Source organism: Aequorivita iocasae (assembly GCF_016757735.1).
GTDB lineage: Bacteria > Bacteroidota > Bacteroidia > Flavobacteriales > Flavobacteriaceae > Aequorivita > Aequorivita iocasae.
Genome location: NZ_CP068439.1, coordinates 756,088 through 771,068, shown reverse-complemented (window position 1 = coordinate 771,068; position 14,981 = coordinate 756,088). Strand labels below are relative to the sequence as shown.

Sequence of the window (14,981 nt, the reverse complement as noted above, 5' to 3'; positions counted from 1 at the left end):
TTTATTTTAGCGAAACTATTATGGCCAAAACAAAGACAACATTTTTCTGCCAGAACTGTGGCGCCCAATATGCCAAATGGCAAGGGCAATGCAATTCCTGTAAGGAATGGAACACCATAGCCGAAGAAGTAATCCAAAAAGCCGAAAAGGTTAGCTGGAAGTCATCCGAAAACACTTCCAAGAGAGTTGCCAAACCACAGCGCGTTTCAGAAATTTCAACACAAGCTGAAGCGAGGCTGAATACAAAAAACAACGAATTGAACCGTGTGCTCGGAGGCGGATTGGTTCCCGGTTCCCTAACGCTTTTGGGCGGTGAACCCGGAATTGGAAAGAGTACGTTGATGCTTCAAATTGCGCTGCAACTTCCTTATAAAACACTCTATGTTTCGGGTGAAGAAAGTGCCCAGCAAATAAAAATGCGAGCGGAACGAATCCAGCCTATTTCTGAAAACTGTTTCATTTTAACCGAAACAAAAACGCAAAATATTTTTAGAAATATTGAAGAAATTGAACCCGATATTGTGGTGATTGATTCCATCCAAACGCTTCACACAGATTATATTGAAAGCACAGCGGGAAGCATTTCGCAAATTAGGGAAACCACCGCCGAACTTATAAAATTTGCCAAGGAAACCGCAACACCGGTAATTTTAATAGGCCATATTACCAAAGACGGAAACATCGCCGGCCCAAAGATTTTGGAACATATGGTTGATACCGTTTTACAATTTGAAGGTGACCGAAACCATATTTATAGAATTCTTCGGGCCAATAAAAACCGTTTCGGAAGTACCAATGAGTTAGGTATTTATGAGATGCAGGGAAGTGGCTTGCGTGAGGTTTCAAACCCTTCCGAAATTTTGATTTCTAAAAATGACGAAGATTTAAGCGGAACCGCAATTTCCGCAACTTTGGAAGGCATGCGCCCGTTGATGATTGAAATTCAAGCATTGGTGAGCAGTGCAGTTTACGGCACACCGCAGCGAAGTGCCACGGGCTATAACGCTAAAAGGCTGAATATGATTCTTGCTGTTTTGGAAAAACGTGCAGGCTTCAAATTGGGCGCAAAAGATGTCTTTTTGAATGTAACCGGGGGAATAACCGTTGACGATCCCGCAATTGATTTGGCAGTAGTTGCCGCGGTACTTTCCTCAAATATTGATATTGCCATTGACAAGCGACTTTGCTTTGCCGCTGAGGTGGGTCTCGCTGGTGAAGTGCGTCCCGTTACCCGTGTGGAACAACGTATTCTGGAAGCCGAAAAACTTGGGTTCACTTCTATTGTTATTTCAAAATATTGCAAAATTCCGAAGCAAAACTTCCACATTAACATCATAAAAGTAGCAAAAGTGCACGATGTGGTGCGCCATCTTTTTGGGTAATTAGATAGAATCTGTGCTTTAAAACCGCTTCCTCCAAATTAACTTTTTTTTAGCCTTAAGAAAACCACATAATGGTATCTTTAGAAGTCAATTCTAAAAAAACCATTATGTCCTTCTTTTCAAAAATCAAACAGACCATTCACTTAATGCAGGATATCGATCTAGATGCGCTGGGGAAACTTTCGCAAAAAGTAGATCTTTCTGAAATTATGAAAACCGTGGGAGAGCTTGACGATCGGCAACTTGCGGGTTTGATGCGAATGCTGAAACACAAAGGCGGAAAAAAAGGACAGCACAAACTGCCGCCTATAGATGGCGACTTTTATGATTTGGCATTAAAACTCACGCCTCAACAGCGCGAACTTCAAATAAAAGTGCGCAATTTTATGGAAGATGAAATAAAGCCGATAGCTAATGAATACTGGAACAAAGCCGAATTTCCCTTTCAGATTATTCCAAAAATGGCAGAACTGAACATTTGCGGACTTACCTATGAAGGCTACGGAACACCTTACGAAACCTACGTTATGGAAGGCATTATCGCGATGGAATTGGCGCGGGTAGATGTTTCCATTTCTACTTTTTTTGGCGTGCACAGTGGTTTGGCTATGGGTTCCATCTACATCTGCGGAAGCGAGGAGCAAAAACAGGAATGGCTCCCAAAAATGGCGAAAATGGAGCTTATCGGTGCGTTCGGACTCACCGAGCCCGACGTGGGCTCCGCAGTTGCGGGCGGTTTGGGAACTACCTGCAGGCAGGAAGGTAACGAATGGGTTTTAAACGGACAAAAAAAATGGATTGGAAATGCAACATTTGCAGACGTTACAATAATTTGGGCGCGCGACGAAGCTTCCGATCAAGTGAAAGGATTTTTGGTTAGAAAAGGAAATCCGGGTTTTAAGGCCGAAAAGATTGAAAATAAAATGGCACTCCGAACTGTGCAAAACGCTTTAATTACAATGACGGATTGTCGAATTCCCGAAAGTGACCGACTTCAAAAATGCGATTCTTTTAAAGATACCGCCAAAGTACTGCGGATGACGCGGGCCGGAGTAGCTTGGCAAGCCGTGGGTTGCGCAAGGGGCGCTTATGAAGCTGCGGTGAAATACACCAAAAAGCGCGAACAGTTTGGAAAACCCATTGCTTCATTTCAATTGGTGCAAAATCATTTGGTTGAAATGGTTGCGAATTTAACAGCTATGCAGACTATGTGTTTCCGTCTTTCGGAATTGCAGGACGAAGGTTTGTTGACAGACGAACATGCTTCCTTGGCAAAGGTATTTTGTAGCATGCGAACCCGCGATGTGGTAAGCCAAGCCCGAGAGGTTATGGGCGGCAACGGAATACTCTTGGAATACGATGTAGCCCGTTTTGTCGCAGACGCCGAAGCAATATACAGTTATGAGGGTACCAAAGAAATCAACTCATTGATTGTTGGTCGTGCTATTACCGGTTATAGCGCGTTTGTTTAAGGCGCTGGATTCGGGATTTGGTTGTGGATAGCATCAATCTCCTTTAAAATTTCTTTGGAAAGGGTTACGTTGATACTTTCAATATTTTCTGCAAGTTGCTCTATGGATGTGGCGCCAATGATTGGCGCGGTTACAAATTTCTTCTGAAGAATAAAAGCCAACGCCAAATGCGTAAAACTTAAATTGTGCTTTTTCGCGATTTCAAAATATTTTTTTGTCGCTTCAAAAGCTGGTTTGCTGCTGTAACGGGTGTATTGTTTGAATTGGTTTATTCGTGAATCTTCATCAGCTTTTCCATCTAAATATTTTCCCGTTAGTGTTCCGAAGCCTAAGGGCGAATAAGCTAAATAGCTAATATTTTCACGTTGAAGAATTTCAGAAAGACCTATTTCATCTTTTCGATTCAATAAATTATAGGGGTTTTGAACCGAGGCAATTTTTATTTTTCCATTTCGGAATTCCTCGATGCAGCGCATCACCCCAAAAGGTGTTTCGTTTGAAAGTCCGATGTGGCGGATTTTTCCCGCTTTTACGAATTCTTCAAAATTATTTAAAACTTCAGCGAAATTATCTTGCCACGCTTCGTTTTCTTTATGGGTATAATCGCGCTGTCCGAAATAATTGGTGTTACGCTCAGGCCAATGAAGTTGGTATAAATCGATATACTCAGTCTGCAAGCGTTTCAAGCTTTTATGAATAGCTTCTTCCAAAGATTTTTTGCTGAAATCCAACGGTTGTCGAATGTGGTCCATTGATCGGCTGGGCCCTGCAATTTTTGTGGCAATAATTAAATCTTCGCGATTCTTCTTTTTTGCTAGCCAATTTCCAATATAGGTTTCCGTTTTTCCCTGCGTATTTGGGTTTGCGGGAACGGGATACATTTCAGCACAGTCAATAAAATTGATGCCTTTTCCAATAGCGAAGTGAAGCTGTTCGTGGGCTTCGGCTTCTGTATTTTGTTGGCCCCACGTCATTGTGCCAAGGCAGAGTTTGCTGACTTTTAGATTTGTATTTGGTAGGATTGTGTATTTCATTTTTCAAATTCAAGTTCTACCAAATGTGGGCAATGATCGCTGTGCATGGCATCGGGCAAAATTACGGCGCGCTTCAAATTGTCCAACAACGGCTCTGAAACCAAATTGTAATCTATACGCCAACCTTTATTATTGTTGCGTGCGTTCGCGCGATAACTCCACCAAGTGTAATTGTGTGGCTCTTTATTGAAATGCCGAAAGCTGTCAATAAACCCACTTTTCATAAATCCATCAAGCCATTTTCTTTCCACAGGCAAAAACCCGGAAACATTGGCGTTCCGAATGGGATCGTGAATATCAATTGCTTCATGGCAGATATTATAATCGCCACAAATAACCAAGTTTGGAATTTCTTTTTTCAAATTGTCAATATACTTCTGAAAATCGTCCATATAAGTAAGTTTGTGCTCCAACCGGTCTATGTTTGTACCGCTGGGCAAGTATAAACTCATTACCGAAACGTTATCAAAATCTACACGGATGTTTCTTCCTTCGGCGTCCATATATTCAATGCCGGTGCCGTATTCTATATGGTTCGGTTTAATTTTTGAAAGGATCGCCACCCCACTGTAACCCTTTTTTACGGCACTGTACCAATAATGATAGGGGTAACCTGCTTTTTCAATTTCTTCGATTTCCACTTGGTCAAAATTGGCTTTGGTTTCCTGTAGGCAGATAACATCAGGGTTTGCGGCTTTTAACCAATCAATAAAACCTTTGCGCATTGCGGCGCGAATTCCGTTTACGTTGTATGAAATAATTTTCATTGTAAGTAGCGTTTATTAAAGGCCACTAAGTTAATTAACATTGTATTTTTACACGGCCCACGACCGTAAAGATTTTCATAATATATTCACAAAATATAAAACGCTACATTCAGTTATATTGATGATGAAGTTTTACCTGTTAGTTTTTTTTCTTTTTTTTGCTGCCATCGGCCATGCGCAGGATATTACTTCCAATTATAAAGAAAGAAAAGTTGCATTAAGGGATACCGTGGTTTTGGACAGCGCGGGCATCAACCCAAAACGTTTCGTGATTCTTGATAGGGAAGGAAACTCACCCGATCCTTTTAGCTATCGAATAGATTTCAAAAAAGGAACCATTATTTTTTCTGAAGAATTACAGCAACAAAAAGATTCACTCACTATTCAATATTTACAATACCCAGAGTTTTTAACTCGGGAATATTTCGCCCTCGATCCAAAAATTATTGTGGAAAATACGGGCCAAATAGAGAAGCTGTACTCTTTGGACGAAAGCAATACTAAAAACACATTTACACCTTTTGACGGGTTGAACACTTCGGGTAGCATTTCTCGCGGAATCACTATAGGTAACAATCAAAATGCGGTGGTGAATAGCGAACTCGACCTTCAAATTACAGGAAAGTTGAGCGAAAAGGTTTCCATTCGGGCATCAATTCAGGACGCCAATATTCCCACACAGGAAGGCGGCTACTCCCAAAGTTTGAATGAGTTTGACCAAATTTTCATCGAACTTTTTGGCGAAAACTGGAACATCCGCGCTGGTGATATTGACTTGCAGAACAGCAATAGTTATTTCGGCCGATTTACAAAAAAAGTACAGGGAATCTCGCTTGGCGGAACTTTTAACAACGAAGACGGTTCCAAAATTTCAGCTTTTGCTTCCGGCGCTTTGGTGCGCGGCGTATTTTCAAAAAGTGAATTTGTTGGGCAGGAAGGCAACCAAGGACCGTATAAATTGGTCGGTCCCAATGGCGAACTTTATATTTTGGTGGTTTCGGGAAGCGAGCGGGTTTACGTTAACGGACTGCTTTTGCAGCGAGGAGAAAACGAAGATTATGTAATTGATTATAACGCTGGGGAAATAAAATTCAACCCTACCTATCCGATAACCAGCAATATGCGCATTTCGGTAGAATATCAATATACCGATAGAAGCTACACCCGTTTTATAGGTTATGGGGGAGGAAATTACACAAGCGATAACCTTGATTTAGGTGTATATGTTTATTCGGAAAATGATGCCAAAAACCAACCCCTGCAACAAAATCTTTCCGAAGAACAAGTGGCTATTTTACAGGCAGCAGGCGATGATAGGGAGCTGATGAACGCTCCATCGGCGGTGCCTGACACCTATTCCGAAAATAAAATTCTTTATAAAAAGGAAATTATTAACGGTGAAGAAGTTTTCGTTTTTTCAAGCAATCCCGATGATGAACTTTTCAGTGTGCGATTTTCACTTGTGGGGCCAAATAATGGCGACTATGTGATTAGCGAAACCAATGCCATCAGTCGTATTTTTGAATACGTAGCACCAGTTAATGGTGTGCCCCAAGGAAATTATGCGCCCGTTATTAGGCTAAATGCACCCATAAAATTACAGGTGGGCGGTGTAAATGGAAGTTTCCATCCTTCGGAAAAGACACGTATTGACTTTGAAGCGGCAGGAAGCCAAAACGACCTGAATCTTTTTAGTGATATTGACGATAATAATAACAATGGTTTTGCGGGAAGGCTGGCTTTTAAGCAACGTTTGTTCACCACCGCCGATACTTTAAAAATTGATGGCTTCGGTTCCTTGGATTTTGTTCAAAAAGATTTTAGAACCATTGAAAGGCTTTACAATATTGAATTTAACCGAGATTGGAACCTTATCAACCCTATGGGCAACCAAAGTTTTGTGATTTCAGGAGTTGAGGTTTCACATCCAAAAATTGGTGGCGGAAGGTATGAATTCCAAAATTTGAATTTTTCTGAAAATTTCAATGGTACACGGCACGTAAGTGCTTCAGAAATAAAGCTAAAAAAACTAAGACTACAGACCTATGGAAGCTTTCTGAACAGCAAGGCAGATTCTATTTCTTCAAAATTTTTTAGATTGAATAACACGTCAACTTATTCCTTCAAAAAAGCTTGGGTAGGCGGTAAAGTGGCTTTGGAAGACAACCAAATAAAAGATGTAACGCGCGATAGTATTTCACCAATAAGTCAAAAATTCGCAGCTTTTGAGGTTTTTTCGGGCATTGGTGATAGTACTAAGGTTTTTGTTGAGGCCGGTTATCAGTTTCGGGTTAATGATAGTGTTCGTAATAATGTGCTTCAAAAGGTGAATTCTTCAAATACGTATTATTTAAAGTCTCGACTTATAAATACTGAAAACACCCAACTTTCAGCATTTGCAAACTACAGAACCTTGAAATACGAGCCAAAGTCGGGCACAGGTTTTGATCCGAATGATTCGCTCCCGGTAGTAATCGATAATCGGGAGACTGAGCGTTCGCTAAACTCTCGAATAATTTACAATCAATCACTATTTGATGGCGGCATTCGTTTAAATACCGCTTTGGAGTCTAACAATGGAGTGATTCCGCAACAGGAATTTATGTATGTTAAGACAGAACCGGGACAGGGCGTTTACACCTGGATTGATTACAACAACAATGGCATTCAGGAACTTGAAGAATTTGAAGTGGCTCAATTTCAGGATCAAGCGGAGTATATTCGGGTGTTGCTTCCCAATCAGGTTTTTCTAAAGATTAGACAGAATAAGTTTAGTCAAATTCTTACGTTAAATCCACAAAATTGGTCAAACAAAGAAGGATTTAGAAATGTGCTTTCGCATTTTTACAATCAAACCTCTTATGTTTTGGACCGAAAAGTAAAGCGGAAAAACGACGGTTTCAACATCAATCCTTTTGAAGATGGCGGCGATGAACAATTGGGACTTACCCTGAATTTTCGAAATGCTTTATTTTTCAATCGCGGAAAGCAGCATTTTACAACGAGTTATACTTTCATATCTACTTCGGCAGATAATCTGCTCGCTGTGGGTTTACAAAGAAATAATCTGAAAAGTCACCAATTTAATTTCAATCATAAATTTTGGGAAAGTTGGTTGCTGAATTTAAAAGGTGCAACGGGCAGCAATGAAAGTCTTTCTGAAAATTTTGCCAACAGAAATTACCGTCTCGATTCCTATGAATTCAATCCGAAAATCTCCTATTTACTGAACCAACAAACACGTTTTGATGTTTTTTATGAATTTGCAAACCAAGACAATCAATTGGGCGAAATGGAAAAGCTGAACCAGCAAACAATGGGTTTTTCCTTCGCCTACACCAATGCCGAAAAGGTTTCAATAAATGGGGAATTCAATTATATTGATAATAAATTTGAAGGAAGTCCTTTTTCACCCGTGGCTTACCAAATGTTGGAAGGCTTGCAGCCGGGCACCAACTTTACTTGGCGTTTGCTTTTTCAAAAACGGATAACTAAATATTTGGATGCTAATCTTTCATATTTCGGTAGAAAAAGTGAGACTACTAAAACTGTGCATACTGGAAGTATTCAGTTACGGGCGTATTTTTAATTTTTGTATCTTCATACATTACTTAAAAACCAAAAAGAATGTTGGCCAAAATTTCGTTTTACTTATTGTTTAGTTTTGCAGTTTTCTCCTGCGTTTCTTCACAAAACCAATCTCAAAATATGGAAACCAATAGCGCTGCTGAAATAGAAGCTAAAAAAGCGCTTGCGGCAAAAATGATGGCTGATGGTTATTTGCCGGGCAGGATAATCTATTCTGATTTGGCCGATGATTGTGAATACACCATTCAGTTAAAGGAAGGCGAGAAAGATTTTTATTATGTTGACCCCATTAATTTGAGTGAAAATTTCAGAAGAGATAATCAAACTATTTGGTTAAAATTTAATGGACTGCGCAGAATGAACCGTTGTGAAAAGGCGGCTCCAGTTGAAATTACCGAAATAAAGAATCGCGATGAATAATTTTGGAGTCAAAAAAAAGGAGGATAACCAAATATCCTCCTCCTTCGAAATATAGAATTAACCACTTAAAAAATTATTCGGAAAGCCAATGTTTGAATGAAATGGTTTCCTTCATTTTTTCTGAAATTTCTGAAACTTTGATACGTTCCTGCTCCATAGTATCGCGGTAGCGAATGGTTACGGTATCATCTTCAATAGTTTGATGGTCCACTGTAATGCAGAACGGCGTTCCGGCAGCATCTTGGCGGCGATAGCGTCTTCCAACGGCATCTTTTTCGTCATAAATTACGTTATAATCCCACTGAAGATCGTCAATTATTTTTTGGGCAATTTCGGGCAAACCATCTTTTTTAACCAATGGTAAAACAGCAGCTTTTACTGGCGCCAAAATAGCGGGCAATTTTAGAACAGTTCGCACGCTTCCGTCCTCTAAAGTTTCATCCTGTAATGAATTGCTCAAAACGGCGAGGAACATTCTGTCCAAACCAATAGAGGTTTCCACAACGTATGGCACATAACTTTCGTTCAATTCCGGATCGAAAAATTGTAATTTTTTTCCAGAAAATTTTTCGTGTGCCTTTAAATCAAAATCGGTTCGGGAATGAATTCCTTCCAATTCTTTGAAACCGAAGGGGAAATTAAATTCTATATCTGCTGCGGCATTAGCGTAATGTGCTAACTTTTCGTGGTCGTGGAAACGGTAGTTTTCTTCTCCCATCCCAAGTGATAAGTGCCATTTTAATCTGGTTTCCTTCCAGTATTCGTACCATTTCAGCTCTTCGCCGGGACGTACAAAGAATTGCATTTCCATCTGTTCAAATTCACGCATACGGAAGATAAACTGTCTGGCTACAATTTCATTTCTGAAAGCTTTCCCGGTTTGGGCGATTCCGAAAGGAATCTTCATCCTTCCGCTTTTTTGAACGTTCAAAAAGTTTACGAAAATACCTTGGGCGGTTTCTGGCCGCAGGTAAAGATCCATGGCGCTTTCAGCAGAGGCTCCTAGCTTGGTGCCAAACATGAGGTTGAATTGGCGTACTTCGGTCCAATTTTTTGAACCCGTTTCGGGATCGGCAATGCCCAATTCTTCAATCAAAGCCTTTACATCTGCCAAATCTTCCTTTTCAAGAGAGCGTGCCATGCGTTCCAAAACGGTACGCTGTTCCTCAAGATAACGCACTACACGGGGATTTGTGCTTACAAATTGTTCTTCATCAAAACTATCGCCAAAACGACCTTTTGCTTTTTCTATTTCCTTTTGGGCCTTTTGGTTTAGTTTTTCGGCGTAATCTTCAATAAGCACATCGGCACGATAGCGTTTTTTGGAATCTTTATTATCTATCAAAGGGTCGTTGAAAGCATCAACGTGGCCGGAAGCCTTCCATGTGGTGGGGTGCATCAATATAGCAGAATCTATGCCTACTATGTTTTGGTGCATATACACCATGCTGCGCCACCAATATTCGCGAATGTTTTTCTTTAATTCTACTCCGTTTTGTGCGTAATCATAGACTGCGCTAAGCCCATCATAGATTTCACTTGATGCAAATATATATCCGTACTCCTTTGCGTGAGATACTACTTTCTTAAATTGATCGTCGTTGTTTGCCATAGCGCAAAAATAAAAAAACCGCCGTGATAAGTTCACAGCGGTTTCATTTATTTTAAAATTACCTACTTTTAATTTTAAAACATGATTATTTAAGCTCCATGGTAGTGGTCGCAATTTGGTTTGGCCCATCAAAAAGGTTGATGGTATAACGTCCTTCCACAAGATCTGCTTCGGCTGAATTTACTAAGATACATACATCCAATTCGTCATTTTCGTAAAATACATTTGTAGAACTACTATAATTAATGTTTTTCTCCTCAAACTGTTTTACAGCATCATCACCCATCATTTTGTTACGAGGGTTTATAACTTGAACATACAATGTCCTGTCACCCCTTGTTGCAATGGCGTTAGGTGCCAAGGTAAAGCAAGCTCTAATCTTATCAGCACGACTTGCACGTTTGGTATCAACTACTTTTCCACTGTTTCTTATAATTACAGCTTCACCGCGAAGGTCGGTTGCTTTTACAATAGAACCTTTTTTAATGGTTTCGTTCATAGCCAAATTTTCCTGACTTACTGAGTCTACAACCATTCGTGTATTGGAAAGCTCCATTGAGGTGCTATCGCGCTCCATAGCGAGCTGTCTGTTTACAGCAATTAAACTATCAGCACGTTTAAAAAGCATAGAGCGTTCCTGCTTAAGTCTGCCTACTTCGGCTTTGTATCTTTCAATCAAGGCCACATTTGCTTGGGCATCTTTCACCGAATCTAGCAGAATCGTTATTCTTTCTCTCGCTGCTAATAAATCTTTGTCTTTAAGTTCATTTTCCTTTATTACTTCATCGTAATTTGCAATCAGGCCCTCAAGCTCTTGTTCAATATCTGCCTTTTGCATCTCAAGATTTGATACCGTATTTTTACTATCGTTGAACAACGTTACAGTATAAACGGCCAAGGCAATAAGTAATACTGAAAGTACGCCAATCAGAATCTTAAATTTGCCACTATTGTTTTCGTTTTCGCTACTCATAATTAATAAGTTAAGTTTAGGTGGTAAAAGTAGGCAGGTATTTCTTTAACAAACGTTTACAAAATGGTAAAAATTCTTAAAATATGTTAAATCTACTATTTCCAAAAGTTTGTGTGGGTTGTAAACAACATTTAATGAAACAGGAAGACGTATTGTGTACGGCGTGTATTCATTCGCTACCAATTGCTTCATTCCACAAAACTGGAAACAATAGTTTGAAAGATAAATTCTACGGAAGATTTTTGGTGAAGAATGCTACAGCACTCATTTATTTTCAGAAAAGAGGGTTGACGCAAGAACTTTTGCACAATTTAAAATACCGCGGAAAAAAGAAGGTCAGCACTTTCTTCGGAAAATGGTTGGGCGCTGAAATTTCTGAAATCGATTCTTATAAAGAAATCGATTTGGTGATTCCGGTGCCGCTGCACAAACAAAAATTAAAAAAACGCGGGTATAACCAGGTGGAAGGTTTTGGGATGGAAATAGCCAAAGCGTTAAATGTTCCCTATCGTGATGATATTTTGATTAAAATCTCAAAATCGGGTTCACAGGTTTTCAAAACCAGAATACTGCGTTTTGAGGCCGAAGAGGTTTTCTCAATTCAGAAGTTGGAAGCAATAAAAGACAAGCACATTTTATTAGTAGACGATATAATAACCACAGGTGCCACGTTGGAAAAATGTGCCCTCCAACTGCTAAAGGGTGAAAACGTATCACTAAGTATTGCCACAATTGCAGTAGCCTAAAAGTATTTGTAAATAGTTGCTACATATTGTTTAATTTTGAAGCCGTGCCGCTGCGCCACAAAATTTTAAAAGACATTTAGTGAAACACCGCCTGCTTTACATTCCCATAGCTTTTTTGATGATTTTGTCATTCGTGGACTGTGCAAAAAAAGGATCGCCATCGGGTGGGCCACGGGATACCATTCCGCCAATAATAGTAAGAAGCAGTCCTGAAAATTACACTACAAATTTTACCGGTAGTGAAATTGAAATTCGATTTGATGAATACATAAAACTTAAAGAAGTAAACAAAGAGCTCATTATTTCACCACCAATGAAATACACTCCCATTATTACGCCTTTAAGTACTTCAAAAACCCTACGGATTAAAATACTCGATACTTTAAAACCAAATACTACGTATTCTTTCAACTTTGGAAATAGTATAGTGGATAATAACGAAGAAAACAAGTTTGAATACTATAAATATATTTTTTCTACGGGAAGCTATATTGATAGTCTAAAGCTTTCGGGACGAGTGAAAGACGCACAATTAATAGCGCCGGAAATTCCAACAACAGTAATGCTTTATGAAGCAAACGAAGCTTTTACGGATTCAATTATTTATTCTGAAAAACCAACTTACATAACCGTCACCAAAGATAGCACGGGAGTTTTTGAATTAACCAATTTAAAGGAAGGAAAATATCTTCTTTTGGCATTGAAGGAAAAAAACAACGATTATATTTTTCAACCACAAAATGATAAAATAGGTTTTGAAAAAGAACTTATTACCCTTCCCGCAGATTCAAGTTACACACTTACACTTTTTAAGGAAACGCCCGATTATAAATTTGTGCGCGCAAGTCAGGTAGGAAAAAACCATATTGTTTTTGGGTATGAAGGTCGTGCAGACAGTATAGATATTGAATTGCTTTCAGAAAAACCGGAAGATTATATCGCAACGGTTTTTAAGGACGAAAAAAAGGACACCTTGCATTATTGGTTTAAGCCTGCCATGGAAACAGACTCACTAATTTTTAAACTGACTAACAAAAATTTTATTGATACCGGTACCGTGCGCATGCGTGAACTATTTAAAGATTCATTGACTATTTCTGCGTTGAAAACCGGCACTTTGAAATTAAAAGATACCTTTAAATTGCGTGCAAACACGCCGCTTATAACTTTTGATGCCGAACAATTTCAAGTTATGGCAAAAGATTCTTCTTTTGTTCAAACTACTGTTACGCTAAATAAAAAGTACAATTGGGCCGAAATATATTTTCCAAAGACCGAAGACCAAACGTATTCGATAAATATTTTGCCGGGAGCGTTGACTGATTTTTTTGAAAAAACCAATGACACAATTCAGTTTAGCGTAAACACACGATTGGAGTCAGATTATGGCACGTTGAACCTTACACTGGTTAATGTGGAAGCATTTCCGATTATTGTTCAAATACTTGACAGTAAATACAATATAGTGGCGGAAAAATATCTAACAGAAAACAAAGATGTTTTTTTTGGAGCACTTTCACCCGATAAATATTTTGTAAGAATAATTTACGATGAAAATGAAAACCGCAGCTGGGACACGGGGAGTTTCTTGAACCGAATGCAGCCCGAGCGGATTATTTATTATCCAACACAAATTGAAGTTAGGGCCAACTGGAGTTTGAATGAGACTTTTATTTTAAAATAAAATGATCGCGATCGTTTAAAAACTGAAGGTGTTTTCGGTTGCTTTCAATGTGTTCTTTATCCAAAACAATTGTTTCGGTAAATTCAGTTTCATAACTAGTTGTTGAAATTTGCTTTCCCAAAACATCATAAATTGCTGAATGGCCCACATATTCGTGCTCATTGCCATCAAAACCTACGCGGTTTACACCGATGCAATACGCCATATTTTCAATGGCTCGGGCACGAAGCAAAGTGTCCCAAGCTAGAGTGCGAACTTTTGGCCAATTTGCAACATACATCAATACATCGTAATCTTCCGTATTTCTAGCCCAAACTGGAAAACGCAAATCGTAACAAACCAACGGACAAATTTTCCAACCTTTATATTCAACAATCAAACGTTCATTTCCCGCAGAATAGGTTTTGTTTTCCTTTGCTAAAGTGAAGGTGTGTTTTTTGTCATACTTTTGAAAACTTCCATCGGGAAAAACGAAAAATAGGCGGTTGTAATAATTGTTTTCTTCAGAAATGATAATACTTCCCGTTATTGCACAATTATTTTTTTGTGCTTCTTGAATCATCCATCGCAAAGTTTCGCCATTGTTCGGTTCAGCAAGCTTTTCGGCATTCATTGAAAAACCTGTAGGAAACATTTCCGGGAGAATTATTAAATCTGTTTCGCCTTCAATATTTTGGATTTTCTCAGAAAACATCGCGCGATTTGCTTCGGCATTTTCCCAGTGAAGTTCGCTTTGAATAATTGTTATTTTTAAATTTTTGCTCAAACTTTCTTTTTCTTTATTTTCTATTCTTTTTTTTCTTCAAGCAATTCAACCATCTCCCGGTTACCCTGCATTTTTGCGTGGTCTGCAGCCGTCAACCCTCTGTCATCTTTTATTGATTTGTCTGCACCTTTGTCCAAAAGCATCCACACTATTTCTTTTCGTCCAAAAGTAGCAGCAAAAATTAAAGCTGTAGCACCGTTGAAATTTTTAATATTTGGATTAGCGCCATTTTCGAGCAACAGCTTAGCGATATGGTCAAAACCTTTAAAGCAAACACCCATCAAAGCGGTGTTGCCAGAAGCATCTTGCGCATCAATATTTTGCGGAAATTTTAAAATGATTTCTGAAATATCGTAAAAGCCATAATAAGTGGCAAGTAAAAGTGGTGTGGAGCCGCGAGTGTCTTTTTCGGAAACCAGTTCAGGAGAATTTTTCAGCAGTGTTCTAACTTCTGAAACATCTTTCAAGCGTATTAAATCAAATAATCTGTCTCTCATAGTTTCATAAAAGTAAAAAAACAGAGTCACATATTTTGCA

The 14,981-nt window shown here is 39.0% G+C and carries 12 protein-coding genes; 6 read left to right on the top strand and 6 right to left on the bottom strand.

Going from position 1 to position 14,981, the window contains the following annotated elements:
* Positions 1 to 20: 20 nt before the first annotated feature.
* On the top strand, positions 21 to 1,382 hold the full coding sequence (radA, locus tag JK629_RS03675) for a DNA repair protein RadA (RefSeq protein ID WP_202337281.1): 1,362 nt from the start codon (positions 21 to 23) through the stop codon (positions 1,380 to 1,382).
* Positions 1,383 to 1,489: 107 nt separating this feature from the next.
* Positions 1,490 to 2,854, top strand: coding sequence for an acyl-CoA dehydrogenase family protein (locus JK629_RS03670; protein ID WP_202337980.1), 1,365 nt, complete (start codon positions 1,490 to 1,492; stop codon positions 2,852 to 2,854).
* Here the strand turns inward: JK629_RS03670 and JK629_RS03665 are convergent.
* Together JK629_RS03665 and JK629_RS03660 are read right to left on the bottom strand one after the other, a co-directional pair.
* A complete protein-coding gene (locus tag JK629_RS03665; protein ID WP_202337280.1) occupies positions 2,851 to 3,888 on the bottom strand; it encodes an NADP(H)-dependent aldo-keto reductase in 1,038 nt (345 codons plus the stop codon). The two genes, JK629_RS03670 and JK629_RS03665, sit on opposite strands and share 4 nt — an antisense overlap.
* Positions 3,885 to 4,655, bottom strand: coding sequence for an exodeoxyribonuclease III (locus JK629_RS03660; protein WP_202337279.1), 771 nt, complete (start codon positions 4,653 to 4,655; stop codon positions 3,885 to 3,887). Before JK629_RS03660 ends, JK629_RS03665 begins: the two co-directional genes overlap by 4 nt.
* Positions 4,656 to 4,779: 124 nt before the next feature.
* Here JK629_RS03660 and JK629_RS03655 point away from each other — a divergent pair, with 124 nt between their 5' ends.
* A complete protein-coding gene (locus JK629_RS03655) occupies positions 4,780 to 8,244 on the top strand; it encodes a hypothetical protein (RefSeq protein ID WP_202337979.1) in 3,465 nt (1,154 codons plus the stop codon).
* Positions 8,245 to 8,363: 119 nt separating this feature from the next.
* Positions 8,364 to 8,663 (top strand): hypothetical protein, encoded by a 300-nt coding sequence (locus JK629_RS03650; protein ID WP_202337278.1) that lies wholly within the window; start codon positions 8,364 to 8,366, stop codon positions 8,661 to 8,663.
* A 73-nt stretch (positions 8,664 to 8,736) separates the two neighbouring features.
* Here JK629_RS03650 and JK629_RS03645 read toward each other — a convergent pair whose 3' ends face one another.
* A complete protein-coding gene (locus JK629_RS03645) occupies positions 8,737 to 10,275 on the bottom strand; it encodes a glycine--tRNA ligase (RefSeq protein ID WP_202337277.1) in 1,539 nt (512 codons plus the stop codon).
* Between the two features lie 85 nt (positions 10,276 to 10,360).
* Positions 10,361 to 11,248 (bottom strand): hypothetical protein, encoded by an 888-nt coding sequence (locus tag JK629_RS03640; RefSeq protein WP_202337276.1) that lies wholly within the window; start codon positions 11,246 to 11,248, stop codon positions 10,361 to 10,363.
* A gap of 134 nt (positions 11,249 to 11,382) precedes the next feature.
* On the opposite strand from JK629_RS03640, the gene JK629_RS03635 reads away from it, so the two are divergent.
* Positions 11,383 to 11,994, top strand: coding sequence for a ComF family protein (locus tag JK629_RS03635; RefSeq protein ID WP_225626111.1), 612 nt, complete (start codon positions 11,383 to 11,385; stop codon positions 11,992 to 11,994).
* Positions 11,995 to 12,073: 79 nt separating this feature from the next.
* A complete protein-coding gene (locus JK629_RS03630) occupies positions 12,074 to 13,678 on the top strand; it encodes an Ig-like domain-containing protein (protein WP_202337274.1) in 1,605 nt (534 codons plus the stop codon).
* On the opposite strand, the gene JK629_RS03625 is transcribed toward JK629_RS03630, so the two are convergent.
* Together JK629_RS03625 and JK629_RS03620 are read right to left on the bottom strand one after the other, a co-directional pair.
* Positions 13,665 to 14,444 (bottom strand): amidohydrolase, encoded by a 780-nt coding sequence (locus JK629_RS03625; protein WP_202337273.1) that lies wholly within the window; start codon positions 14,442 to 14,444, stop codon positions 13,665 to 13,667. The two genes, JK629_RS03630 and JK629_RS03625, sit on opposite strands and share 14 nt — an antisense overlap.
* 20 nt (positions 14,445 to 14,464) lie before the next feature.
* The gene (locus JK629_RS03620; protein WP_202337272.1) at positions 14,465 to 14,941 is read right to left on the bottom strand and encodes an ankyrin repeat domain-containing protein; all 477 of its coding nucleotides are present in this window, start codon (positions 14,939 to 14,941) and stop codon (positions 14,465 to 14,467) included.
* Positions 14,942 to 14,981: the final 40 nt, after the last annotated feature.

Excerpts from the sequence above, each read along its gene's own strand:
- JK629_RS03620 (WP_202337272.1), bottom strand. The coding sequence starts at position 14,941 with ATGAGAGACAGATTATTTGATTTAATACGCTTGAAAGATGTTTCAGAA.
- JK629_RS03655 (WP_202337979.1), top strand. The coding sequence starts at position 4,780 with ATGAAGTTTTACCTGTTAGTTTTTTTTCTTTTTTTTGCTGCCATCGGC.
- JK629_RS03670 (WP_202337980.1), top strand. The coding sequence starts at position 1,490 with ATGTCCTTCTTTTCAAAAATCAAACAGACCATTCACTTAATGCAGGAT.
- radA (WP_202337281.1), top strand. The coding sequence starts at position 21 with ATGGCCAAAACAAAGACAACATTTTTCTGCCAGAACTGTGGCGCCCAA.
- JK629_RS03650 (WP_202337278.1), top strand. The coding sequence starts at position 8,364 with ATGGAAACCAATAGCGCTGCTGAAATAGAAGCTAAAAAAGCGCTTGCG.
- JK629_RS03665 (WP_202337280.1), bottom strand. The coding sequence starts at position 3,888 with ATGAAATACACAATCCTACCAAATACAAATCTAAAAGTCAGCAAACTC.
- JK629_RS03640 (WP_202337276.1), bottom strand. The coding sequence starts at position 11,248 with ATGAGTAGCGAAAACGAAAACAATAGTGGCAAATTTAAGATTCTGATT.
- JK629_RS03660 (WP_202337279.1), bottom strand. The coding sequence starts at position 4,655 with ATGAAAATTATTTCATACAACGTAAACGGAATTCGCGCCGCAATGCGC.
- JK629_RS03635 (WP_225626111.1), top strand. The coding sequence starts at position 11,383 with ATGAAACAGGAAGACGTATTGTGTACGGCGTGTATTCATTCGCTACCA.
- JK629_RS03645 (WP_202337277.1), bottom strand. The coding sequence starts at position 10,275 with ATGGCAAACAACGACGATCAATTTAAGAAAGTAGTATCTCACGCAAAG.